The sequence below is a fragment of the Paenibacillus sp. FSL R5-0517 genome, from assembly GCF_037974355.1.
Lineage (GTDB): Bacteria > Bacillota > Bacilli > Paenibacillales > Paenibacillaceae > Paenibacillus.
In genome coordinates, this window is record NZ_CP150235.1 from 6,892,292 (window position 1) to 6,917,362 (window position 25,071).

26 protein-coding genes and 1 tRNA gene are annotated in these 25,071 nt (G+C 44.1%); 5 read left to right on the forward strand and 22 right to left on the reverse strand.

Translation table 11 applies throughout. The annotated features are described in order from the left end of the window. Nucleotide 1 precedes the first annotated feature (1 nt). The 6 genes from MKX40_RS30665 to rpsF form a co-directional block, all read right to left on the reverse strand. On the reverse strand, nt 2-934 hold the full coding sequence (locus MKX40_RS30665; protein WP_339238889.1) for an ATP-binding cassette domain-containing protein: 933 nt from the start codon (nt 932-934) through the stop codon (nt 2-4). Then, nucleotides 934-1,938: an ABC transporter ATP-binding protein gene (locus tag MKX40_RS30670; RefSeq protein ID WP_339238890.1), complete on the reverse strand. Its 1,005-nt coding sequence runs from the start codon at nt 1,936-1,938 to the stop codon at nt 934-936. Before MKX40_RS30670 ends, MKX40_RS30665 begins: the two co-directional genes overlap by 1 nt. A 728-nt stretch (nt 1,939-2,666) precedes the next feature. After that, on the reverse strand, nt 2,667-3,260 hold the full coding sequence (locus MKX40_RS30675) for a M15 family metallopeptidase (RefSeq protein ID WP_339238891.1): 594 nt from the start codon (nt 3,258-3,260) through the stop codon (nt 2,667-2,669). 217 nt (nt 3,261-3,477) lie between these two features. After that, nucleotides 3,478-3,750, reverse strand: coding sequence for a 30S ribosomal protein S18 (rpsR, locus tag MKX40_RS30680; protein WP_017691433.1), 273 nt, complete (start codon nt 3,748-3,750; stop codon nt 3,478-3,480). Nucleotides 3,751-3,806: 56 nt separating this feature from the next. Continuing rightward, entirely contained in the window at nt 3,807-4,292 is a 486-nt protein-coding gene (gene ssb, locus MKX40_RS30685; RefSeq protein WP_017691432.1) for a single-stranded DNA-binding protein, read from the reverse strand. Between the two features lie 48 nt (nt 4,293-4,340). Continuing rightward, entirely contained in the window at nt 4,341-4,634 is a 294-nt protein-coding gene (gene rpsF, locus MKX40_RS30690; RefSeq protein WP_036611944.1) for a 30S ribosomal protein S6, read from the reverse strand. 202 nt (nt 4,635-4,836) lie between these two features. On the opposite strand from rpsF, the gene MKX40_RS30695 reads away from it, so the two are divergent. Next, nucleotides 4,837-5,031: a YjzC family protein gene (locus tag MKX40_RS30695; protein ID WP_036671877.1), complete on the forward strand. Its 195-nt coding sequence runs from the start codon at nt 4,837-4,839 to the stop codon at nt 5,029-5,031. Nucleotides 5,032-5,471: 440 nt separating this feature from the next. Here MKX40_RS30695 and MKX40_RS30700 read toward each other — a convergent pair. From MKX40_RS30700 to MKX40_RS30715, 4 genes are all read right to left on the reverse strand, one after another. Next, nucleotides 5,472-5,562: transfer RNA gene (locus tag MKX40_RS30700), tRNA-Ser, on the reverse strand. A gap of 103 nt (nt 5,563-5,665) precedes the next feature. Next, nucleotides 5,666-5,875: a DUF951 domain-containing protein gene (locus MKX40_RS30705; protein WP_339238893.1), complete on the reverse strand. Its 210-nt coding sequence runs from the start codon at nt 5,873-5,875 to the stop codon at nt 5,666-5,668. Then, nucleotides 5,865-6,803: a mechanosensitive ion channel family protein gene (locus MKX40_RS30710; RefSeq protein WP_339238895.1), complete on the reverse strand. Its 939-nt coding sequence runs from the start codon at nt 6,801-6,803 to the stop codon at nt 5,865-5,867. The genes MKX40_RS30705 and MKX40_RS30710 overlap by 11 nt, the downstream gene beginning before the upstream one ends. 14 nt (nt 6,804-6,817) lie before the next feature. Beyond that, a complete protein-coding gene (locus MKX40_RS30715) occupies nt 6,818-7,081 on the reverse strand; it encodes a DUF3343 domain-containing protein (protein WP_017691427.1) in 264 nt (87 codons plus the stop codon). Between the two features lie 117 nt (nt 7,082-7,198). Here MKX40_RS30715 and yyaC point away from each other — a divergent pair, with 117 nt between their 5' ends. Beyond that, nucleotides 7,199-7,804 (forward strand): spore protease YyaC, encoded by a 606-nt coding sequence (gene yyaC / locus MKX40_RS30720; protein ID WP_339238897.1) that lies wholly within the window; start codon nt 7,199-7,201, stop codon nt 7,802-7,804. Here the strand turns inward: yyaC and MKX40_RS30725 are convergent. From MKX40_RS30725 to rpmH, 12 genes are all read right to left on the reverse strand, one after another. Beyond that, nucleotides 7,779-8,279, reverse strand: coding sequence for a DUF4446 family protein (locus MKX40_RS30725; protein ID WP_062836527.1), 501 nt, complete (start codon nt 8,277-8,279; stop codon nt 7,779-7,781). The genes yyaC and MKX40_RS30725 overlap by 26 nt on opposite strands. A gap of 142 nt (nt 8,280-8,421) precedes the next feature. Then, nucleotides 8,422-9,576, reverse strand: a complete 1,155-nt coding sequence (locus tag MKX40_RS30730) for an aminotransferase class V-fold PLP-dependent enzyme (protein WP_339238898.1) — start codon at nt 9,574-9,576, stop codon at nt 8,422-8,424. A 160-nt stretch (nt 9,577-9,736) separates the two neighbouring features. After that, complete coding sequence (locus MKX40_RS30735) at nt 9,737-10,582, reverse strand: ParB/RepB/Spo0J family partition protein (protein ID WP_339238899.1); 846 nt, start codon at nt 10,580-10,582, stop codon at nt 9,737-9,739. Beyond that, nucleotides 10,575-11,336: an AAA family ATPase gene (locus MKX40_RS30740; protein ID WP_024629525.1), complete on the reverse strand. Its 762-nt coding sequence runs from the start codon at nt 11,334-11,336 to the stop codon at nt 10,575-10,577. Before MKX40_RS30740 ends, MKX40_RS30735 begins: the two co-directional genes overlap by 8 nt. A 185-nt stretch (nt 11,337-11,521) precedes the next feature. Continuing rightward, nucleotides 11,522-12,340 (reverse strand): nucleoid occlusion protein, encoded by an 819-nt coding sequence (gene noc / locus MKX40_RS30745; RefSeq protein ID WP_253442288.1) that lies wholly within the window; start codon nt 12,338-12,340, stop codon nt 11,522-11,524. Between the two features lie 513 nt (nt 12,341-12,853). Next, nucleotides 12,854-13,576 carry a 16S rRNA (guanine(527)-N(7))-methyltransferase RsmG gene (rsmG, locus tag MKX40_RS30750; protein WP_062836523.1) on the reverse strand — a complete coding sequence of 241 codons (723 nt, stop codon included), beginning with the start codon at nt 13,574-13,576 and terminating at the stop codon, nt 12,854-12,856. Continuing rightward, entirely contained in the window at nt 13,576-15,465 is a 1,890-nt protein-coding gene (mnmG, locus tag MKX40_RS30755) for a tRNA uridine-5-carboxymethylaminomethyl(34) synthesis enzyme MnmG (protein ID WP_339238900.1), read from the reverse strand. The genes rsmG and mnmG overlap by 1 nt, the downstream gene beginning before the upstream one ends. 180 nt (nt 15,466-15,645) lie before the next feature. Continuing rightward, nucleotides 15,646-17,022: a tRNA uridine-5-carboxymethylaminomethyl(34) synthesis GTPase MnmE gene (gene mnmE, locus MKX40_RS30760; protein WP_339238901.1), complete on the reverse strand. Its 1,377-nt coding sequence runs from the start codon at nt 17,020-17,022 to the stop codon at nt 15,646-15,648. Between the two features lie 212 nt (nt 17,023-17,234). Next, nucleotides 17,235-17,936, reverse strand: a complete 702-nt coding sequence (gene jag, locus MKX40_RS30765; RefSeq protein WP_339238902.1) for an RNA-binding cell elongation regulator Jag/EloR — start codon at nt 17,934-17,936, stop codon at nt 17,235-17,237. Further along, on the reverse strand, nt 17,933-18,811 hold the full coding sequence (locus MKX40_RS30770) for a YidC/Oxa1 family membrane protein insertase (RefSeq protein ID WP_124118701.1): 879 nt from the start codon (nt 18,809-18,811) through the stop codon (nt 17,933-17,935). Before MKX40_RS30770 ends, jag begins: the two co-directional genes overlap by 4 nt. 74 nt (nt 18,812-18,885) lie before the next feature. Beyond that, nucleotides 18,886-19,236, reverse strand: coding sequence for a ribonuclease P protein component (gene rnpA / locus MKX40_RS30775; RefSeq protein ID WP_036611981.1), 351 nt, complete (start codon nt 19,234-19,236; stop codon nt 18,886-18,888). Nucleotides 19,237-19,595: 359 nt separating this feature from the next. Continuing rightward, nucleotides 19,596-19,730 (reverse strand): 50S ribosomal protein L34, encoded by a 135-nt coding sequence (rpmH, locus tag MKX40_RS30780; protein ID WP_017691413.1) that lies wholly within the window; start codon nt 19,728-19,730, stop codon nt 19,596-19,598. Between the two features lie 612 nt (nt 19,731-20,342). Between rpmH and MKX40_RS30785 the strand changes: the two genes are divergently transcribed. The 3 genes from MKX40_RS30785 to gntK all read left to right on the forward strand — a co-directional run bounded on the left by MKX40_RS30785 (nt 20,343) and on the right by gntK (nt 24,204). Further along, nucleotides 20,343-21,017 carry a GntR family transcriptional regulator gene (locus tag MKX40_RS30785; protein WP_339238903.1) on the forward strand — a complete coding sequence of 225 codons (675 nt, stop codon included), beginning with the start codon at nt 20,343-20,345 and terminating at the stop codon, nt 21,015-21,017. A 211-nt stretch (nt 21,018-21,228) separates the two neighbouring features. Then, nucleotides 21,229-22,590, forward strand: a complete 1,362-nt coding sequence (locus tag MKX40_RS30790; RefSeq protein ID WP_339238904.1) for a gluconate:H+ symporter — start codon at nt 21,229-21,231, stop codon at nt 22,588-22,590. A gap of 66 nt (nt 22,591-22,656) precedes the next feature. Continuing rightward, nucleotides 22,657-24,204 carry a gluconokinase gene (gene gntK / locus MKX40_RS30795; protein WP_339238905.1) on the forward strand — a complete coding sequence of 516 codons (1,548 nt, stop codon included), beginning with the start codon at nt 22,657-22,659 and terminating at the stop codon, nt 24,202-24,204. Nucleotides 24,205-25,071: the final 867 nt, after the last annotated feature.

Genomic DNA, 25,071 nt, shown 5'->3' on the forward strand with positions numbered 1-25,071 from the left:
TTCAACCTTTCTGAGGTAGAGCTACTCGGTGAGTATCGGAAATGGATTGGAGCGAGTATGCAAGCCCTTCCTCATCAAAGAAATTTCGGTATGAATGTTCATACTCGGACTTGACCTGTTGACGGAAGGCTACCATTTCCTCTCGTTTGGTTGGGTCCATATCCGGAATGGCAGCAATCAGACGTTTGGTATAGATGTGTTGCGGATTCTCAAAAATATCATTCGTTGTACCTTGTTCCACATATCGACCTTTATACATAATTCCGATCTGATCACACATATGGCGGATGATGCCCAGATCGTGACTGATGAACAGATACGTCAGATTTAATTCTTTTTGAATCTCCTGCATAAAGTTAAGTACCTGAGCCTGTACTGATACATCCAGTGCAGAGACAGGTTCATCCGCGATAATCAGCTTCGGCTTCAGTGCAATAGCCCGTGCAATGCCAATCCGTTGCCGCTGCCCCCCTGAGAATTCATGCGGATACTTGTAGATGGACTCCGGACTCAGACCAACTTTTTCAAGTAATTCTCTTACTTGTCTTTTCTCCTCGGTCGCTGTCAGACGCTCATAGTTACGAAACGGCTCAGCGATGATATCGATAACCCGCTTCTTTGGATTCAATGATGAATATGGATCTTGGAAAATCATTTGTACATCCCGCTGGAGCTGCCTGTTTTTACGTCGCTCCGTAGCCAGGTTTTTGCCGTTAAACAGAATTTTTCCGTCAGTGACATGGTTCAGCCCAATAATGGCTCTGCCTGTTGTCGTCTTGCCTGAACCTGATTCGCCAACCAGTCCATAGGTCTGTCCTTGTTCAATGGAGAAGCTCACATCATCAACGGCCTTTACACTGCCGATTTCCCGTTTAAGCAACCCCCCGCGAATCGGAAAGTGTATCTTGAGCCCTTCTACTTCGAGTAATGCCATTATGTTATTCCTCCTCCGCTTTGGTCAGGGAAATGAAAGTGCTGGTAACAGGTACACCGTACAAAGTGACCTGGTGCAATTTCATGCATCTGCGGGTTCTCTTCATGAGCCGATTCACTAATCCATGGAATTCTGGCTTTGAATCTGCACCCTTTGCGAGGAAGATTTTTGAGTGATGGTACGATGCCTTGGATAACATGTAATTTGGATCTTTCTTCAGACAGGGTGGGAATAGAATTCAACAATGAGCGGGTATATGGATGCTTCGCATCGTTCATCAATGTGAAGATATCTGCGATTTCAACAATTTCGCCTGCGTACATAACGGCAACGCGATCAGCCATCTCAGCCACAACACCCAAATCATGTGTAATCAGAATAATGCCTGCGTTAATTTCATTCTTCAGATCTCGGATTAGCTCCAGAATCTGTAGTTGAATGGTAACGTCAAGCGCCGTCGTTGGTTCATCGGCTATGAGTAGTTCTGGTTTGTTAGCAATCGCAATGGCGATGACAATTCTCTGTCTCATACCACCAGATAATTCGTGGGGATACTGCTTGTATATTTGTTCGGGACGTGGAATCCCTACCTGATTCAATAAGTGAATAACCTTCTCTCTCTTCTCTCTGGAAGACAGCTTAGACTGATGAAGTGTAAGGATCTCTTCAATCTGTTCACCAATAATCATTAGAGGGTTTAACGCAGACAATGGATCCTGAAAAATCATAGCCATTTCTTTACCGCGTAGCTTGTTCAACTTGTTTGGAGAGATGTTGGCAATATCTTGTCCTTTATAGAGAATCTGGCCTTCGATTTTTGCTTTGTTATGCAAACCCATAAGAGAGAATGCAAAAGCACTTTTACCTGACCCAGATTCACCTACAATCGCCAACACTTCATTTTTTTTCACCTTAAGGCTAACGTGATCCACTGCTGCATAATAGTCATCTTCAATTCTGAATGATGTTGTTAGATTTCTGACTTCCAATAGCTCTGTATTCAAATCAATCACCCTAACCCCATAATTTCCGTAGATTGTATTCGTGTGTAGAGGAATGCATCTACTGTATATTTCCAAGTTCTTGAAGATAACGAACAATAGCTTATACAAAATACCAAATCATTAGGAGAAACTAGTTTAAGAGACTTATATTTAGACCATTGGTCAATTAATGTTGATAATTCCTAGTGGAATTATACAGCAAAATAATTAATGTAATCATACGTGTAATTTTAGCTAACGTCAATGCTTATTTTGAGATTTTTGGTATAAATGTTTTTTATACTACAGATTTGGATATTAGTAATATTATAAAGGCATATAGCAAGGATTTGGGGAGTTATTTTCATGTTTTTAGATGTGAGGTGCACATAGGCAAATGGTCAATTTAACATATACATAACATAGTAGTTACATCAGTTGCATGTGTATCTCTTAATTAGGGTAGAGTTTCTTAAATTAACGTGAGGTAAATGTTACATTTAGTAGTGTTGATTATATCTCGAACTATAGCTGAAATTTTTTCAATTGGAGCTACCATGCTTATATTTGAAATAATATGTGCGATCAAAGTAAAAAATCTAGTTATTATAGTATAGTTTTATTTATTTGCTAATGTAAAGACCAAATTGTCATCTTTTATCATTTATTTTACAAAAGAAAGAAAAAAGCCCTGCAAAATGCAGAGCTTAGTTAATATTTATTCATTTCATTGTATATAAACAATTGTTTTAGGAAGTTTCAGGAGGCCTTTTACCACGTTTTAACTCATTGATACTCAAGCCAAAATCCATCTGTAAGTGAGGATAGTCCGGAAAGTTAGCCCAGTCTCCACCCCAAGTGAAACCTAACTCTTTGGCGAGATCTACAACTTCCATCCAGTCTGCCTTGCCATTCCCGTTATCATCTCGCTCCATATCCCACACCACATCACCCTCAGGCGTCCTCAATGCAAAATCAATAGCTAATCCATAGTTATGATATGACTCACCGCCACGCGCATTCGTAACGATATTACCTGCACTTGAGCGTCCTTGGTTGAATAGTGCGTCTTGCTCCTCAGAACTTCGGTAGCCGTGGGTAATAACCATCTCTATTCCTCGTCTCGCTGCCTTCCGTACCAATAATTTCTCATTCTCTGCTACCACAGGATGAAGGCCTGTGATCGGTACAACCTCTTGAATCGTTGTCCCGGGCCACATGTTATCTATATCACCTTTTTGCTGTAACCATACATATATAATGGAAAGTAAAAGAGTTGCTAGAATCCAGGTTTTCAGACTTCTCTTTTTTCTCTGTTTGCCTCTACGCTTTGATGTATTCATATCCACTCCTGGTGATTATTCTGAAATATAGCTATTTCTGCGAACTGAGCCTTTTCAGTAGATTAGACTCTATTATAATTCATTTGAGCCTTAAATGCTTCTATCACCATAGTTTTGGAATCTCAGATTAGCCAGAGTGAGCATGTTATTTTATTGTATAAATACAAAAAAGCAGCCGGCTATGAGCCGACTGCTTCGTATGCAAGCTGAGTATATACTACTCAGTTGTGTATGGCAATAATGCGATTTGACGGGAGCGTTTGATTGCAATCGTCAGCATGCGTTGATATTTAGCGCTAGTACCTGTTACACGGCGTGGCAAAATTTTTCCACGTTCGCTGATAAATTTACGAAGCAAGTCCGTATCTTTATAATCGATGTGAGTAATTTTGTTAGCTGTGAAGAAGCACACTTTACGACGTTTATTACGGCCGCCACGACGTGCCGGTCTTTTATCGTTGTCTCCGCCTTCTCTTTGCTTGAAGCCCATGCTTTTCAGTCCTTTCCTATCATGTAACCCATATCTCCGAAGAGTATCAGTTCATGTTAAAATGGCAAATCATCATCCGATATATCAATCGGTTTTCCGTCATCGGAAAAAGGATCCTGATTGTTGCTACGCGAATTATTGTTATTGTTCGCGCGTCCGCCGCCTCCATAAGAAGGCTCTTCACGCATTGGTTGCCCACCGCCGCCACCGCTATTATCACGGTTAGCTGACTCCAAGAAACGGACATTATCGGCAATAACTTCGGTCACGTATACACGTTTTCCTTCGTTATTCTCGTAGTTCCGTACTTGAATGCGTCCTTCGACTGCAGCCAGGCGTCCTTTGCGCAAATAGTTTGCACAGGTCTCGGCAAGCTGTCTCCAGGTTACGACCGGAATGAAATCGGCTTCCTTTTCTCCCCCTTGGCTTGTAAACGGTCTGTCCACTGCCAAAGTAAATTGCGTAACTGCTACTCCTGCTGGAGTGTAACGCAACTCAGGATCCCGGGTTAACCGTCCGATCAGAATGACACGGTTCAACAATGTAATCCCCTCCTTCAGAGCGTATTGGTGCGTTAATCACGAGTTGTCTTAAGCAGACTTAACGTCGTTGGTAATGAGATAACGAATTACTTCGTCAGAAATCTTCATGAGACGCTCAAGTTCAGTTACAACTGCTGGTTCAGCAGTGAAATGTACCAGAACATAAAAACCATCACGGAATTTCTTGATCTCATACGCAAGACGGCGTTTACCCATAACGTCGTGAGCTGTAACTTCACCACCGCCGTTGGAGATGATGCCTTGGAATTTATCGACTGTAGCTTGAACAACTTCTTGCTCAATGTCAGGACGAATAATGTACATCACTTCATATTTGCGCATAATTTTCACCTCCTTATGGACTCTGGCCCTCAATCCAGGTTGAGAGCAAGGAACGAGCACAAACTCGAACTATATTAATATAACAAATACCAAGACAAAGTGCAAGCAAACGTTCCCTGTACATATTGGCACATGATCAGCCCGGCTATGGAGCACACTACAGAAGCAACAAAGTAACATAATCTGCAGAGGAGGTTTTATCATGGGTGAAAAAACCGAGTTTGAACCAGGAGACAAAGCACCAAACGATGGAGAGTACACGGAAGTCGGGGAAAAAAGCTTTGTCACGGAAATTCAGAATCCAAAGCGGGTAACGCTGCAAAAAGGTGAAGCTTTTCCCGAAACAAGTAATCATAATCGTAAGTGGAAGAAGCTGACCAAAGCCCGCGTCCATTAAGCGCAATACTTTTTTCACAATCCATGTATACAAAACGGAATAAAGCACATAATACAATTAGGCGGTGCACGAGAGAGGTGTGGTTCCGTTGGACAACGAAGCCGATCATTCGCTGTTGGAGATTCATCACGTAATTTAAGAAGCAAGTGGTTATGTGTTGTAAGGCCCTTCGTCTGAAGCACGCGTATTGCTACGTGCAGTACACCAGGTTTCTGATTGTTACGACCGATTGTTTCCTAACAAACAAATGCACCGCCGGATAGAGAGCCCTTCGGGGCTCTTTATTTTTCGTTTTTAATCATTGACGATGCATCTGATATATATAAAGTGTTCAATACATATTCGATAAAACGTTATACAAAAAAGACTTCCCTAATGGAAAGTCTTCTTAACGATCTTTTTATTAAACTCAATGTGTATTGAGTAAATTGTAAATGAAGTGGCGGAAAGGGTGGGATTCGAACCCACGCACGCTGTGACACGCCTAACTGATTTCGAGTCAGCCCCCTTGGGCCTCTTGGGTACCTTTCCGCAGCAATATTGATTATAGCATGATCATTTACAGAACGCAACACTCATGCGGGGCATGCATGTAAACGTTATTTTGAGCACCCTGCCCCTATTATTTTCAAGGTCATGATTCAGTGGACTCTTCGGCTGAGCGCAGTACTTTCTTCATGTTTTTCTCGAATTTTGCTCTTGGAATCAATACGCTATGTTTGCAACCGACACACTTGATCCGAATATCCATACCCATACGAATGATCTCCATCTCATTACTGCCACAGGGATGCTGCTTCTTCATCTGCACGATATCCCCAAGCTGGAAACTTTTACGCTCCACCTGTGCCATCCCCCTCATCTTTATCCAAAGCTGCTGCCTGTTCCAATGCTGCTTGATGACTCATCTCACGATACTCCAGCGTTTTTTTCACATCGCCCTGAATCTGACGTTCCACAGAAGCACGAGAGTTAGGCATACATTCAGCCACAATTCGCACCACATACTCTGATGTGGACATCGACTGTATACCGAGCACATCCGGCACCTTCACAATATTTAGGTCACGCTCTTCGATTCCGACCAAAGATTTCTTCACCAGATGTACCGACTCGTCGAGAGTTAAGTCCGCCTTCATCGGAATATCCACTACAGCCAGCGAATTCGACATGGAGTAGTTCGTTACACTTGCAATCGTCCCGTTCGGGATAATGTGCACCTCACCTTGCCAGCTGACCAGTTTGGTTGTTCTAAGTCCGATCACCTCAACCGTTCCCTTGTAGGTTCCCGTCTGTATAACATCCCCCACAGCGAACTGGTCCTCCAATATAATGAAGAAACCCGTAATCACATCCTTGACCAGACCCTGTGCACCGAAACCAATGGCAAGCCCCAGCACACCTGCACTCGCGAGTAGCGGTCCAACTTGGATATTGATCTCAGATAACAGTAGCAGAATCATTATGAAATTACATGTTATGGAGGTCGCATTTTTCAACAGTTCCCCTACAGTTACGAATCTGCGCGGATTTACGCGAATCTTGCCTTCCTGCTTGCGTTCCATGGAACGATCTATAATGCGATATACCACCTTAATGACAATACGGGTGATAATAAAAATAATAATAATCCGAATTGAGCTGAACATAATGTTAAGCCACATATCGGGATCTGCAATTCTGTTCCAGACTTTATCTGTCCAACGAAGGGCTTCATTCAAAGCACCAGTGGTGTCACTACTTCCTCCTTGAGCAAATTGAAATGGCAACATCCAGCATGCCTCCTCTACATCGGTATGTTATCATAGCTGTCTTCTGTTTTGAAATAGAGGCCCCGGATCTCTACGAACTCGTTACGAATGATCTTTTGCACTCGCTCCAGATCCTCTTTTGGAAACTGGATACATAGCGCACACCCTGCTGTAATTTCTTTTGGCGTAGGGAACAAATCAATCTCTATCTCCGCAAACTCCAGCAGCATTTCAGCACGCAGAGCCTGCTGGGTTGAATCAAATGCAATCAGCATCCAATCATTAATCCATTCGTCCATGTCCGGCTCCTTTCGCCATACGTTTAACCTTGGAGAAAAAGCTTGTCCTCGTGAAGTATAAAACGCTCTACCTTTCCATATACTGTTACTACTATTCCAAGGGAAAGGATAGATCCTATGAATCCTACTTCGCGTTCCTTTTCATCACAAGACATGACCAGTCTAAAAATCCCCCATACCGATCCAGGCATTCACTCCGCCATTACCCATCGGTTAATGTTCCATCTCTATAAAGCCCATTCTCTGCAAAATGTAGTGATCGTCTGCATCGGCACTGATCGCTCAACAGGCGACTGCCTTGGTCCTCTGGTCGGATCAGCCCTTTCCAAGTGGGACAGCCCTTTATTCCATCTCTATGGTACCTTGGATGAACCCGTCCATGCGATGAACCTGCAGGATACACTTCACAATATACAAAAAACACACCATAACCCTTATGTGATTGGCATTGATGCCTGTCTAGGACAATCATCCAGTGTAGGATGCATTCAAGTCGTCAATGGCCCACTCAAACCAGGTGCGGGAGTAAATAAAGAATTACCGCCGGTCGGCGATATCCATCTGACAGGTATCGTTAACGTCGGCGGCTTTATGGAATACTTTGTTCTACAGAACACACGGCTCAGTCTCGTTGTGCGCATGTCCGAGATTATATCCAGCAGTCTGTATTCGGCCATCCGGGAATGGCATACACGTTCTACTCTGCTTGCTGTGCCAGAGTAATAGCTTCCTTTTCCTCTGGGGACAGAGTGTACGCGGACTCTCCCCCTTTAAGAGGTTTTGCATATACATAAGAACCGTCACGGTTATATATCCCCGTAAGGATCATGCCATCCTGGCTGTCGTTAATCATGGCCATGGAGAAGCTCAGATCACTGCCATGCTCTCCATAGGCATTGTATCTTTTCACGCCAACTTTACCTTGAATGCGGGTCAGCTTTTGCATGACAACTTGTAGCTGATTCGTTTGCAGTTTGTGTTCATCCTCAATGCTGTCCATCTGAATTTTCAGATTAATCAGCAATGACTCCAGGTCCTCTACTCCACTGCCAGCCATCATGGCTTCATATTTACGTTTAAACTTTCGTAACTTTGCTCCTTGAGCAATACTCACAATCAGCAAGATCACCGTAAGTAATGCCATTCCGCCAATAATCCATAACAGCTGTTCCAGAATCAGCTCGTTTAATTCAGCCATGTAATTGCAACTACCCCTCTATATTTTTGATCAGATTAACGTCTGTCTGTAATATTATCATTTATTATAAATCAACCCGATATCCCTAAGCTTAATCACACAGCAGCACACTACCAAATGAGTTCAACATTTCAACTATAACCTAGTCTGTCCCCGTCAATTCCAACACTGCCTTAACGAGTGCATCCACATGTCCTCGAGTTGAATTGTATCCCACACTTGCCCTTACTGCTCCGGTAGCGGTTGTACCAGCAGATTCATGTGCAAGCGGTGTGCAATGAAAACCGGAGCGAACCGCAATCCCATAATTCCGATCTAATCGGAAGGCGAGTTGTGCTGAATCATACCCATCCACAGTAAAAGATACCAATCCAGTACGTGGCTGTCCAATCTCTGGACCAAGCATTCGAATGCCCTTAACCGATGACAAGCCCTCCATCATAAGTTGAGTTAGTTCCCACTCATGTTGGTATATCAACGCTGGTGTCAGATCCAGTACATATTTCACACCAGCATTCAGCCCGGCAATCCCGACGGTATTCGGTGTCCCCGCTTCATACCGATCAGGACGCACCTTGGGTTGTTCTACAGCTTCTGACTGGCTTCCTGTCCCCCCATGAAGCAAAGGCTCTATATCAAGCTCTGGAGCAATGTACAAGCCCCCTGTACCCTGAGGACCAAGCAGTCCCTTGTGCCCTGGAAAAGCCAACATATCAATGCCCAATTGTTGGACATTCACAGGCATGACCCCAGCACTCTGCGCCGCATCTACCAATAAAATCGCCCGATGTTTACGACACAGAAGCGAAATTTCTCCAATAGGAAGAATACTGCCAAGCAGATTCGAACTATGTGTACATACCACCAATCTGGTATTAGAACGAAACATACGTTCCATTTGCATCAGATCAATGGCTCCTGAAGCATCAACAGGTACATAATCAATCTCCACATTTCGGAGTCTGCGCATGTACTCCAGTGGACGTCTAACTGAGTTATGTTCAGCCATGGTGGCAATCACATGATCGCCTTCCTGGAGCGAACCTTGAATAGCCAGATTCAAGGCTTCTGTCGTATTTGATCCGAAGGCAATATCATTCGCATTTTTGATTCCAAAAATATCAGATACGGATTTTCTCGCCTCGAACAGTACACGACTTGCTTGAACAGCCATTCGGTGGCTTCCTCTGCCCGGATTAGCCCCTGCAATCTCCATGGCATTCAGCATCGCATCACCGACAGCAGGTGGTTTGGGCCAAGATGTTGCTGCATGATCCAGATAGATAATTCCCTCCACCTCACAACCACCTTTGTCCCTAAAATTAATAATTCGCCTACACGTACTACGTATATGACCCTGTAAACAAAGAATGACATATCGTTTCTCCATGATACAGAGGCGATATGTCATGACATGAGTAAGCCCCGCATGTTGTTAATGAATCTTGGACCGACTGTTATTGTAACAATTCCAATAGCCGTTCCAGATCCTGTTGACTGTAGTAGTTGAGCTCAATTTTACCTTTATCTTTATTGTGCTTGATTTTCACTGTTGTTTTGAAACGTTCACGCAGAGATTCTTCCAACGTATCAATAAATGGATCTTTCTTTTTCAATTTTGACTTGGCTTTAGCCTCACCTGTTTTGGAACGATCCAGTTGTTGAACAGCTTCCTCCAACTCACGTACACTCCATTGCTGATCAATGGTTTGTTTGGCAAGCTGCTTCACTACAACCTCATCTTTAATACCTACGATGGCACGTGCATGTCCCATGGATAATGTTCCACGTGAAACATGGTCCTTCACTTCTTCCGGCAAGGATAACAGACGCAAGAAGTTAGCGATGTGAGAACGTGATTTACCTACTTTTACAGATAACTCTTCCTGAGTCAACGCGAATTGATCCATTAACCCCTGATAAGCAACTGCAACTTCCATCGCATTCAGATTCTCCCGTTGCAGGTTCTCGATCAATGCAATCTCCATTACCTGCTGGTCACTGAAGTTGCGGACTACGGCCGGTACAGTGGCATTACCACAATATTGTGATGCTCTGAACCGTCGCTCTCCAGCAATAATCTCATAACCTCTTAATACAGGACGAACTATAATAGGTTGTATGACACCATGCTGACGAATGGACTCAGCCAGTTCATGGATTGCGCCCTCATCAAATACTTTACGTGGTTGATAGGGGTTAGCCCGCAGTTGACTAATCGGGATTTCTACGACTTTATCATCGTCATTAATTGAAAGCGAAGGAATGAGGGCATCAAGACCTTTTCCAAGCCGCTTACTCATAAGAAATCACTTCCTTTGCGAGCTCTAGATACACTTCCGCCCCTCTGGAACGAGGATCATACGTAATAATGGATTGACCATGAGATGGCGCTTCACTAAGCCGTACGTTACGCGGAATAATCGTTTGATATACTTTTTGTTGAAAATACTTTTTCACTTCTTCAATAACCTGTATCCCCAGATTGGTCCGTGCATCAAACATCGTTAGCAATACCCCTTCAATCTGCAGGGATGTATTCAGATGTTTTTGTACCAAACGAACCGTATTAAGCAATTGACTTAATCCTTCAAGTGCATAGTACTCACACTGGATCGGAATGATCACCGAATCGGAAGCGGTTAACGAATTGATCGTTAACATGCCAAGGGATGGTGGACAATCGATCAGTATGTAATCATAGTTTTTTTTCACCATGGCGAGTGATTTTTTCAGGCGAACTTCCCGTGATATCGTGGACACCAATTCAATCTCGGCTCCGGCAAGCTGAATCGTTGCAGGTATGATATGAAGACCTTCAATCTGAGTCTCCACAATCGCTTCTTGAGGAGGGACCTCATTAATGATGACATCATATATACAATTAGCCACATCTGCTTTATTGATTCCAACTCCGCTGGTTGTATTCCCCTGAGGGTCAATATCGACAAGCAATACTCTTTTCCCGAGTGAAGCCAGTCCTGCACCCAAGTTAACAGATGTCGTCGTTTTCCCCACACCGCCCTTTTGATTTGCTACGGCCATAATCTTAGACAATTACTTCACCTCAAATAAAATAGGAGTCTTTTCTTGTAGGTTGTGAGATATTGTTAACAAAAAGCAGGTGGCTATCGTCCACACAAACAACAACTACCGTTCCATCACTATACCGACCTTTAAAATGTCAGACCTGTCTTGCTTTATAGACATAAAAAGCGGCCCATTGCCGCCATAAGCTTCAATTATTTACGTTTGGGAATATGGATAACGATCTCATAATGATCCTCATGGTCTGCTTCTTTTGTTTTGATATCCAGACCAGAGCCAGTTACCATATCAATGGATTGGCGAATCGTATTCAGTGCAAGTCTAACGTCCTTGGTAAAGGAAATACGTTTGGATTTTTTGATCTTGGAAGATTCCTTGTAGAAGGCAACACGTGCCTCTGTCTGTTTCACGTTTAATTCTTTCTCAATAATCTCACCGAGCAACTTCATCTGCAATTCTTCCGTATCGAGAGAAAGTAATGCTCTTGCATGACGTTCAGAAATTTTGCGTTCCATCAATGCAGCCTTAATGCCATCCGGTAGCTGTAACAACCGGATTTTGTTGGCAATGGTTGACTGGCTTTTGCCGAGTCGTTGCGCAAGACTTTCCTGTGTCAGCTGATGCAAGTCGATCAGCTTCTGATAAGCGACCGCTTCTTCAATTGAAGTCAATCCTTCACGCTGCAGGTTCTCAATCAGTGCAATGGATGCGGCCTGAGAATCGTTGAATTCACGCACAATAGCAGGAATCGTATCCAAGCCCAGTTTTCGAACTGCACGCCAGCGACGTTCCCCGGCAATAATCTCATATGATCCATTTCGCACGCGAACGACAATAGGCTGAATGACGCCATGTGTTTTGATCGTCTGCAACAACTCATCAATTTTATCATCATCAAAAATAGTACGGGGTTGATATGGGCTGCTCACAATTTCATTAACCGGAATCTGTTTGATCTCATCTCCGTTATTGCGCTCCGCCAAACCAAACAACTTCGAAAATTGTTCTTTCATTCCGCAGATTACCACCTAGTTTCGTAATAGCTCCCACAGTCTTTGCAGGTGCTTCTTATTCAATAAGCGACCCTTCAATTGCATCGTTCTTGGAATAAGTTTTGCCTTTCATAATGCTTTCTGTCATGCAACATCGGACGCATATCCATCTATCTATACATATAATCTATGATCACTGTGACCCAGGATCGGATACTTCTATTCTATCATCTTTTCTATCATAATCCTATGCTTACCTATTCTTTAAACTCTGCTAATTTTCCTGCTTTTTCTTTGTGAATATTGGAAATATGACCACTGGCACACATTCAATTAGCGAAAATGTTTATGAGCTAATTTACACGAAGTTTATCATGAGAGGTTCTTTTAGAAATATGTAAAATGCCTTGTCTGTGATGTTAACTAAACCTTTCCTTTTGAAAACAAAAAAAAGAAGATGTTTCACGTGAAACATCCTCTTAATACGTGTTTACAATCTATTTAGTTATGACTGATTACACAGCCATCACAATACTATACCAGTGGCGTCTTCATTGGAGTGCCTGGTTTGCGTGGATACTTATATGGTGTCTTATCAAATTTCTGAATCAGGATGATATGACGCTCTGATTCTTCAACCGGTAGCTGAAATGGATGAACGGCTTTAACCCGTCCTTTCAGCTGATTGAAGCTGAATTCCGCCTCTTTCATTTCCTCACGCGGGTCTCCGCCCTTCATTGCAGCGAATATTCCACTTTTACGAACAAAAGGAAGACAGAATTCATTCAGCACAGCCAGCTTGGCTACCGCACGCGCCGTAACGAGATCGTAGCTGTCACGATATCCTTCTTTGCGTCCAATCTCTTCAGCACGTCCATGAACCAACTCCACGTCTGTCAGGCCAAGGATATCTACCACATGCTGTAGAAAGCCAATCCGTTTATTCAACGAATCAATGATCGTAAGCTTAATGTGAGGGAAACAGATTTTCAGTGGCAATCCAGGAAAACCTGCTCCAGAACCAATGTCAGCCAGCTTATTCACTTTGGTCATGTCAGTATAAAAAGCCAGTGATACTGAATCATAGAAATGCTTGGTATACACTTGCTCACGATCCGTGATTCCAGTCAGATTCATCTTTTCATTCCAGGATACTAATTCCTGATAATATAACTCGAATTGCTCCAACTGGAGTTCTCCCAGCTCTAACCCATGTTTCTTTAAGCGCCGCTGCAGTTGCTGTTGAATATCGTCCATTATTGTCCCCTTGCTGCGGTTACACGGTTATAATGCTCCAGGTAGACCAGCAGAATGGAGATGTCGGCAGGAGTAACTCCAGCAATACGAGAAGCCTGACCAATCGAGATTGGACGAATCATAGCAAGCTTCTGCTTGGCTTCCATAGCAAGACCATGAATCTCATCATATACGATGGTATCCGGAATTTTCTTTTTCTCCATCTTTTGCAAACGTTCCACGTGGATCAATTGTTTCTCAATATAACCCGCATATTTAATTTGTATTTCGACTTGTTCTTTCATATCTGCTGTCAGTTCTACCTCAGATGGTGAGAGCTGTTCAATCAGTTCATACCCCAGCTCCGGGCGACGCAGCAAGGTAAGCAACGTACTGCCATCCTGAATAGGTGTAGATCCGTACTCTTCCAGCTTCGCGTTCACTTCAATCGGGCGAGCTTTAGCCACTTTCAGACGTGCGACTTCCTGCTCGACTTTCGCCTTTTTATCCAGGAATTTCGCATAACGATCATCTGGGATTAGACCAATGTCATGTCCGATTTCCGTCAAGCGCATATCTGCATTATCATGACGAAGCAGCAGACGATATTCAGCACGCGAAGTCAACAGACGATACGGTTCATTCGTACCCTTCGTTACCAGATCATCAATCAGCACGCCAATATAACCTTGGGATCGATCAAGCACAATCGGCTCTTTATCTTGTACTTTGCGTGCTGCATTAATGCCAGCCATAACGCCTTGTCCAGCCGCTTCTTCATAACCGGATGTACCATTAATCTGACCTGCTGTGAACAGACCTGGCAGACGTTTGGTTTCAAGTGATGGCCACAATTGTGTAGGTACCATCGCATCATATTCAATCGCATAACCGTTACGCATCATTTCCACTTTTTCCATACCTGGAATGGAGCGCAGAACCGCAAGTTGTACATCTTCCGGCAGACTTGTAGATAGTCCCTGCACATAATACTCGGATGTATTTTTGCCTTCCGGCTCGAGGAAAATCTGATGTTTAGGCTTGTCACTAAACCGAACAATTTTATCCTCAATGGATGGACAATAACGCGGTCCAGTGCCTTCAATTACCCCCGAAAACATCGGTGCGCGATGCAGATTATCATTAATAATCTGATGTGTTTCCACAGATGTATACGTCAACCAGCAAGGCAGCTGCTCATTATCGGAAGATTCTGTTTCATAGGAAAAGAACTTTGGCTCATCATCGCCAGGCTGAATTTCGGTTTTGCTAAAATCAATCGTATCCTTATGCACACGTGGTGGTGTACCTGTTTTGAAACGAACCAGTTCAAAGCCCAGTTCACGCAGATGCTCTGACAATTTAAGAGATGGTTGTTGATTGTTCGGTCCACTCTCATACATCAGCTCACCCATGATCACTTTGCCGCGCAAGTATGTGCCTGTCGTCAGAACGACTGCTTTGGCCCGATACTCTGTTCCCGTCTGAGTCACGACGCCTACACATTTTCCGTCTTCAACGATCAGGCGATCAACCATACCTTGACGCATCGTCAGATTACGTTCATTCTCCATTGTTTCCTTCATTTTATGCTGATAGGAGAATTTATCTGCCTGAGCACGAAGCGCATGAACAGCAGGCCCTTTACCTGTGTTAAGCATCCGCATCTGAATAAAGGTTTTATCGATATTCCGTCCCATTTCTCCACCAAGAGCATCAATCTCACGCACGACATGTCCTTTCGCCGGTCCCCCAATGGATGGGTTACAAGGCATAAAGGCCACCATATCCAGATTAATCGTAATCATTAGTGTTTTGGACCCCATACGAGCTGCGGCCAGTGCGGATTCCACACCAGCATGCCCTGCACCAACGACGATTACATCATAACTGCCGCCATCAAAAGCCATTCCCGTTTACCCCCTTGTTATGAAAACAAAATACTTCTAACCGTTCATCGGAACTTGCATTCCTATCTATATGAAACCAACACGTAATGGCTACAACATCATTCCATCCTTTGACAACAGGCAGAAATTGTACCTTTCCATCATACACTACGATTCAAGTCAATCCGCAGTATATTTTTTTTACTTTCCTAGACAGAACTGGGAGAAAATCTGATCAATTAATGCATCATGTGCTGTATCTCCAACAATCTCGCCCAAATGCTCCCACGCCAAACGAACATCAATCTGAATCATATCAATCGGAACGAACTGATCTGCTGCTTCATAGGCATCCACCAGGGACTGCTTTGCTTTTTTGAGCAACGCTATATGACGCACATTGCTGACATAGGTCAGGTCTGCCGACTCCAGTTTACCACTGAAAAATAGCGTAGAGATGGCATCTTCCAGTCGATCCACACCCAGATCATCTTTCACTGACATCGGTACAAGCCGTTCTTCCGGAATGTAACGAAGCAGCACGTCACGTTCTACCTGTGGCGTTAAGTCCATTTTATTCATAATGATTATCGATTGTCTACCGCGGATTTGTTCCAATAATTCAATCTCATCCGGATGAAGTGGCTCCGCAGCATTTACGACCATTAAGATCAGATCGGCTTCACTTACCGCGGAACGTGAACGTTCTACCCCGATCTTCTCAACAACGTCCATCGTTTCCCGAATTCCTGCCGTATCAAGCAACTTCAGCGGGATATTATTAATCGTAATAAACTCCTCGATTACATCACGAGTTGTTCCTGGAATGTCCGTGACAATAGCTCGATTATCTTGCGCAAGTGTATTCATCAATGAGGATTTACCTACGTTAGGTCGTCCAACGATCGCCGTCGTGATCCCTTCTCGCAGGATCTTTCCTTGTTCTGCTGTAGTCAACAATTTATCAATTTCAGTCATAACCTGACTGGACTTTTCTTTAATAAAATCAGAAGTTAACGATTCCACATCATGCTCTGGATAATCAATATTCACTTCAATATGAGCCAATGTTTCCACCAAAGTATAGCGTAGATCACGCAGTTTGGAGGACAGTTTACCTTCAACCTGTTTTAAAGCAACCGAGAAAGCCCGGTCCGATTTGGAACGAATAAGATCCATGACACCTTCAGCCTGAGACAGGTCAATCCGCCCATTCAGGAAAGCACGCTTCGTGAACTCACCGGGTTCAGCCAGACGAATATCTAGCTGCAACAGCAGGTCCATGACCCGTTTTACCGACACCACGCCGCCATGCGCACTAATCTCCACGACATCTTCGGTTGTGAACGACCGAGGTGCTCGCATGACTGTGACCAGCACTTCCTCGATCTTCTCGCCGCTCGCCGGATCTATAATATGACCATAATGAACCGTATGGGATGCTGCCTGAGTTAAAGGGGTTTTGCTGCGGAAAATCTTTTCCGTCTCCGACACTGCTTCCGGGCCGCTGACCCGGATCACGGCGATACCCGCCTCTCCAACAGCCGTTGATATCGCTGTGATCGTATCACTGATCATGGTTATCTCTCCTTGCTCTATTTTAAAATTGCCGTCCCTCGGGGAACGCCATATCCATTTTCAAATCTATTAATGATATAACAGATGACATGTCACTTATCGTATTAAGTTCTCTCTTTACTTGTTTCTACACACCTTACCAAATTGCTTCTGTACGAAAAAAGCAATGGCTTCTGCACCGGGCAGGAAGCCATTGCGTCTTCAATTTCGTGTTATTTCGTCGTAATAACCACACGCCGATTAGGCTCCTCACCCTTACTTAATGTCTTAATCTGCGGGTGGTTTTGCAGTTTAGCATGAATGACTTTTCGTTCGAGCGGAGGCATTGGCTCCAGTACAACTTCCTTGCCGGTACGGATGGCTTGTCCAGCCAACCGTTCAGCCAGATCCTCCAGCGTCTTCCGCCGACGTTGACGGAAATTCTCCGCGTCGAGCACAATTCGAACAAAGCTTTCCGAGTATCGGTTCGCTACAATGTTCGTTAGATACTGAAGCGCATCCAGCGTCTGTCCACGTCTGCCAATAATCATGCCCAGATCTTCTCCGGCAATATTGAAGATATGTCCATCCCGCTGTTTTTTGATATGCACTTCAACATCCAGTCCCATACCTGCTGCGACCTCTTTCAAGAAAGCAGCCGCTTCTTCATAGGGATTTTTAGCTGCGATATCCTCAAGTAATGCATCTATTTCAGGTTGGTATGCAGCTGGTTTGATCGGCTGTGGGACAACTTCTGGTACAGGCAACAATTTCACTTCTACTTTGGCCGCCCTCACCCCGAACAAACCCAGGAATCCTTTTGACGGCTGCTCTAACACTTGTATCTCGACCTTGTCCCGACTTACGCCAAGCTCAGTCAATCCTTGGTTTACAGCATCTTCAACGGTTTTTCCTGACGTAATGACTTTGGTCATTTCGATTTTTTGGCCCCTTTCGACCCTTTTCCAGAGACGGTCGCTTTGCCACCGTTTTTGCGTTTAGCTCCATTTTTGGAAGAGCTATTCTGCTTCACGTTGACCTCAGCCACGATTTTATCATTATTCCGGTAAAGGAAATAGTTTTGCACGATCGTGTAGATGTTACTGTAGAACCAGTACAGCGGAAGTGCTGAAGGGAACTGGTAAGACATCACGAAGATCAAAATTGGGTATACCCACAGCATGAACTGCATCGGTCCCACTTGCTGTGCAGGGTTCATACGCATCATCATCCATGTTTGAATGAATGTAGTGATCGCAGCCAGCACTGGCAAAATAAACAGGTGATCGGGTTCTCCGAGCTGGAGCCACAAGAAATCATGGGTTCTCAGACTGGAGTTGCCATAAATTGAGTTATAAAGTGCGATGTAAATCGGCATCTGAATGATAAGCGGCAGACAACCGGCCATCGGATTAACTTTGTTCTCTTGAAACAACTTCATTGTTTCTTGCTGAACTTTCTCAGGTGTATCTTTATACTTCGCTTGAATCTCCTTCAGTTGCGGCTGAATTGCCTGCATGGCTTTGGAGCTACGGACCTGTTTCATTGTTAATGGTAAAATCAATGTCCGAACAATAAGCACCATCACGAGGACAGCCAGTCCATATTCACCGTTAAACCAGTTGGCGAATGTATCGAGCGCTAGTGAAAACCAATATACAACATTACTTTGCCAGAATGAGCCACTGTTCTTCAGATCTTCCGTAGTAACCCCGGCTCCTTGTGGAGTACATCCGGCGAGTACGGTGACCATTGCAATGACTGCAATGAGGAGAATCCACTTCCCCTTTGATGTCTTCAATCGCGACACTTCATAACCCCTCTCTTAACCATTCCATTCCACCGTAAATCATACCATAATTAGGAGGACAAATAAACCGAAGCTTACCGCTTACTTGACTTCAAAAGTGAGCCCTTGCGCATCGCATGGAGCAGGCTTTTTTCCATTTCCTTATAGGGCATGTCCAGCGCACCTTTTCTGACGATAAAAATCAGATCCATCTGCGTAACGATCTCATGTTCATGATGACGAACAATTTCCTTAATCATGCGTCTCATCCGGTTGCGTACGACAGCGTTTCCGATTTTCTTGCTGCAGGATACACCAACCCGGAATTGTTCCGTATCTTTACGGCGGCAGCCATACACCACGAATTGATGATTGGCAAACGATTTTCCATACCGGTATACGCGGCTAAAGTCCGCCCGGTTTCGTAGACGCAGTCTTTTATACACGGCACTTCTCCTTGCTGTTCTCCATCATTCTTATTGACGGAGGCCTCATTACTGTTTTAGTATAGGCTTTCTTGAATGACGGTAAACCGTCTTGGCGACAACTTCATTTGGACGAATTGTTGATCGGCTAATTGAACCGCATAATCATTCATCCGGGATAATTGTTACTCGGCCAAATGAAACGAAACAACATTCATCCTTATATAAAGGTAAGTTTTCGTAAAATGGAAAACTCACTCCACATACATCTTGTGTGTTCAGTACTTTTTCGCAGACCTTTCAGACCTGATCTGTACCAGCATCCAGTCTGAATTGAGCTCATTAAGAAAAAAAAGACCACCTCGGTGGTCTTCAATGCATTAAGCACTCAGGTTTTTACGGCCTTTAAGGCGACGTGCGGCCAAAATTTTACGGCCGTTGCTCGTGCTCATTCTTTTCCGGAAACCATGAACTTTTTTACGTTTGCTAACGTTCGGTTTGAATGTAGGTCTCAATGTATTGCACCTCCTCACAAGGAAATACTTATGTGATGAATCACTTTCATCTTCACAGAAAACACCTTTATATATTTAACCATGTCCACCTGCAAAAGTCAACTGCAAGACGCACAGCTTCTCCCTCTTTTATATATCCTCTCCAGCTGACCCAAAGTAATGACCACAATCCCTTCATTTGAATCTCATTACCAAGCCTAGAAGAGAGTCCTGAAAGTTATCCCCAGACCCTGATCAGAACACCATATTTCATCATTTATAGTTATCCACACCCTCCAATGCCCACTATCTTCTTTATTCCATTCTGTTTGAAGTTATTCACATGTGGATAATGATTATAGGTTATTGATATTGCCGAATTCCAATCATGTTGTATCCGCTTCAATTATGGTTTACAAGCTTTTGAGAAAGGTGTAGGATAAAAATCACATCTTGTATACAAGTATATGGATGGAGCTGGTTACTTACCTGCCTTTAGTAGTCCTTTGAAAAAAACATTAGCCGTTAGCTTGCAGCTTGCAAACTATGGATTGAACTGAAATGTCCAGTCTGCAAAATAGTTATGTTATGATCAGTAATGAACTGATTATTATTAATAGGAGCGTTAGCCATATGCTATTTCCTTCTTCCTGGCTTCAAGGGGCTTCCCGTGGTGAAGCCATAGCCTGCGAATTAAGGCTGCGGATCATCAGTGGTACCCTTCGACCTGGAGAGATTTTGTCGGAAAATCGAATTGCGGCTGATTTTGACAGCAGTCGTTCACCTGTTCGTGAAGCGTTACGAACATTGTCCAATGAAGGCCTTATTCGGCTTGAACGGATGGGTGTCGTTGTCATTGGACTACGAATCAAGGATGTCGAAGAATTGTATGATGTCCGTTTCCTGATTGAAAGTTTTGTGCAGCAGCGACTCGCAGGTGATGTTCCAGCGTCATTAATCACCCAGTTGCGTAACGTAATCGACAAAATGCAACTTGCTGGACGACATCAGGACGCTGTCGAATTCGCCTATCAGGACCTCGTTTTCCACGAAACCATTATTGAAGCCGCCCAGCATTCCCGTATTTCACATCTATGGAAGAGCATTCGATATGTTGTGATGACCGTTATGCTGCTCACGACGCGCAGAGTATTCGTTCAAGGCGAGCAGAAAGTAAGCGCTGTAATTGAGAAACACCGTTTGCTCGTTGAAGCACTTGAATCCGGCGACAAAATGCTCATTCAGGCTGGAGTCCGCACGTATTTTCAGGATTCCGGTAAAACCCTGCACGAAAGCTTTGATTCCTAAAAGGAGCAAGGCGTTTGCAATCATATCCGCTGTGAATGATTGCGGTTCAACTTGTCGACAAGTATACAAAATGCGATTTTGTTTCACTTTGGGCATGATAAAACTAGATTTCTCGCCAATACCTTTTTTCAAGTACCAGCACGAATAAGATTGTTGACGTAAATTTCACTTGTAAGCGTTCTATATCAGAAATAAAGGAGCACATAACATCATGAGCACTCTTTTTGGACTTTCCCACAACGCAACATTATTGGTTTGGACGTTAGTTGCGATCGTTTTTTTAATCGTCTTGATTTCCAAGTATAAATGGAACCCCTTCATCACCCTGCTGTTGTCCGCATTAATGCTCGGTTTGCTTACAGGCATGAAACCTGCCGATGTGATCTCTTCCATTACCGGGGGACTTGGCGGCACACTTGGAACCATTGCAATTGTTATTGCTCTTGGTACGATGCTTGGTAAGATGATGGCCGAATCTGGCGGTGCCGAACGCATTGCAACGACATTGGTCGATCGGTTCGGTGTGAAACGTGTGCACTGGGCCATGATGATTGTTGGATTTATCGTTGGTATTCCTGTTTTCTTCGAAGTCGGCGTAATTTTGATGATTCCGATCATCTTCACCGTTGCACGCAAAACAAATATGTCTCTGCTTCAGATCGGTATTCCCATTTTGGCCGGTCTGTCGACTGTACACGGCTTGGTTCCACCTCACCCCGCGCCAATGATAGCGATTGAAGCCTACAGCGCGGATCTGGGTAAAACCATTTTGTACTCCCTGATTGTTGGTATTCCTACAGCAATTATTGCAGGTCCTTTGTTTGGTAAATTTATAGGCAAAAGAATACACACCGAACCGCCAGCTGAACTGGCTGAACAATTCGCAAACAAAACAAACAGCAACATGCCTGGGTTTGGTATTACCCTGTTTACCATATTGCTGCCGGTTATTTTGATGCTGATTGGTTCCATAGCAAGCATCATTGACCCAAATGCCACGAGCGGCTTCACTGTTTTCAGTGAATTTATCGGTCATGAGATCATTGCTCTGCTCATTTCAGTTGTGTTTGCCCTCTTTTCACTCGGCTTTGCACGTGGGTTCACCAAACATGATATCTCTCGCTTCACCAGTGAATGTCTGGCACCTACAGCGACCATCATCCTCATTATTGGTGGAGGCGGCGCCTTCAAACAGGTATTGATCAATAGTGGTGTAGGTAACGCCATTGCTGATGTCGCTACCCATGCCAACATCAACATCATCCTGTTTGCCTGGCTTGTCGCTGCGCTCATTCGTGTAGCTACCGGTTCAGCAACCGTAGCCATGACAACTGCTGCCGGTATTGTCGCGCCAGTGCTTGCACTCACACCAGGTGTCAATATTGAGCTGGTTGTACTCGCTACAGGTGCAGGGTCACTCATCTTGTCCCATGTGAATGATGCGGGATTCTGGATGATCAAAGAATTCTTTAATATGAGCGTTTCCCAGACATTGAAAACGTGGACCGTTATGGAAACACTATTATCCGTGGTTGGACTGATCTTTATTTTGCTCCTGAGTACAGTGGTATAAATGGCGTCTCTATAGTAGAAAGAAATTAAAATCTCATCGCTTTCTGGAGAAAGAAGGATTAAATACATGAACAACTATATGATTGGGATCGATATTGGTACAACCAGTACCAAATCCGTGTTATTTACCGAGCAAGGCTCCGTTATCAGCACCTCAACGCAGGAATACCCTTTGTATACCCCTGCACCCGATGTTGCCGAACAGGACCCTGAAGAGATTGTACAAGCGGCCCTCCGCTCTGTCCGTGGAGTCATGGATCAGAGCGGTGTTGCTGCCGAGCAGATCCTGTTTGTATCCTGCAGCTCGGCTATGCATAGTGTCATTGCCATGGGACAGGATAACATGCCCTTAACCCGTTGCATCACCTGGGCGGATAATCGAAGTGCCGCATGGTCTGCCCAGCTGCAAGAGAATGGATTGGGGCATCCCATCTATCTGCGCACAGGTACGCCTATCCATCCCATGTCACCACTGACCAAACTAATGTGGCTACGCCACGATGAACCTGAACTTTTCGAGCTCACAGCCAAATTTATTTCGATTAAAGAATATCTATTCTTCCGTCTATTCGGCCAATATGTCGTCGACCATTCCATCGCTTCCTGCACAGGCTTGCTCAATCTGGAACAATTGGACTGGGACGCGGAAGCCCTTGAGATTGCAGGCATTACACCAGACCATCTCTCGAAGCTTGTACCCACAACACATATATTAGAAGGAATGAATTACGAATCGGCTGAAAAAATGGCTCTCTCCCCCTCCACACCCTTCGTTATTGGCGCAAGTGACGGGGTTTTATCCAATCTCGGCGTAAACGCCATTGAACCTGGTGTAGTTGCAGCAACCATTGGAACCAGCGGTGCCATTCGTACCGTCGTGGACCGTCCTGTTACCGACCCAAAAGGTCGAACTTTCTGTTACGCCCTTACAGAGAATCTTTGGGTTATTGGTGGACCTGTGAATAACGGTGGCATGCTGTTTCGCTGGGTGCGGGATGAATTCGCCGCGTCTGAAGTGGAGACAGCGAAGCGACTTGGCATCAATTCCTATGATGTGCTGACCAAAATTGCCGAACGTGTCCGGCCAGGATCGGAAGGACTTCTGTTTCACCCCTACCTCTCGGGCGAACGTGCCCCATTGTGGAATCCGGATGCCCGTGGTTCCTTTTTTGGCTTAACACTCCATCATCAGAAAGAGCATATGATCCGTGCTGTCCTGGAAGGGGTTATTTTCAACCTATACACAGTACTGCTCGCCATGGAAGAACAGATTGGGCAGCCTACCTCCATTCAAGCCACCGGTGGGTTTGCACGCTCACCTCTCTGGCGTCAGATGATGTCTGATATCTTCAATCAGGAAGTGGTTGTGCCCGAGAGCTTCGAAAGTTCCTGTCTGGGTGCTGTCGTACTTGGTTTGTATGCTACAGGGCGGATCAAATCGCTTCATGCCGTCTCTTCCATGGTGGGTACAACACATCGACACACCCCTGTCAAAGAGAATGCTGCTATCTACCAAGAGCTGCTGCCCATCTTTATTCGGATCTCTCGCAAACTGGAAGAGGAATACGCAGATATCGCTGAATTCCAGCGTAAGATGTCCATTTCCCGTCTCTAAATCATCAATCCATACATTGTCCCTTCAGAACAAAAGAGGTTGTCCCACAAAACCAGTAATCGGGTTTTAGAGGGCAACCTCTTTTGTTATACACGTATAATCTATCCTTCCGAATCATATGATACATTCATAGCATTCTACTTCTATGTTTGAGCACCCGCTTACCTCTTTATTGCGGATAATTCACATTCCAGATCCCAAAATGAAGTCCTTTTAGTCCATTATTCTTCTACATCGCCGATCCAGAATTACCATCTGTTTAGAAAATACACCCCTGATCCTGTTCAATGAATTGCATGAGTTTTCCCCCTCTTCATCACTATCCTGACATTAAATTCGTAGCTTTCACCATCGTTCCATTGCCATGAAAAAAGCGAGGTTGAGAGGTAACTCTTTTTCCGATCTCGATCATGCTCCATGTTCACCTCACGGTTATCCACAGACAGGTTATTCACAAACGAAGAATACTTTTACACACAATTTGGCATCATTGACGGATAACCTGTGTATAAAACATTTTTGGTTTTTGGGTCTTTCTGTCGAAAATTAAACAGTTTATAAACAATATATTGTGTTGTGACTAAAAATTATACACAAGTTATTGAATTTGTGGATAAAATCACGCGATACGTTGAAATGCGGGGTTTCTTTTGCTATGATTGTATTACTTTTGGATGTGAATATGTGATCTGACCCATAATATTATCAACAGCCTGTGGATAAAGTTGTGAACAATTTTCCGTTGTTCATACTTTTTTTGTTTTTGACCTGCGGGGGTTTGGGGATAAATTCAACAATATATCTCGTATTTCGACACTGCATCATGGCTTAAGCCACACTTGGAACATGTAAAAGGAGTGACAGTCT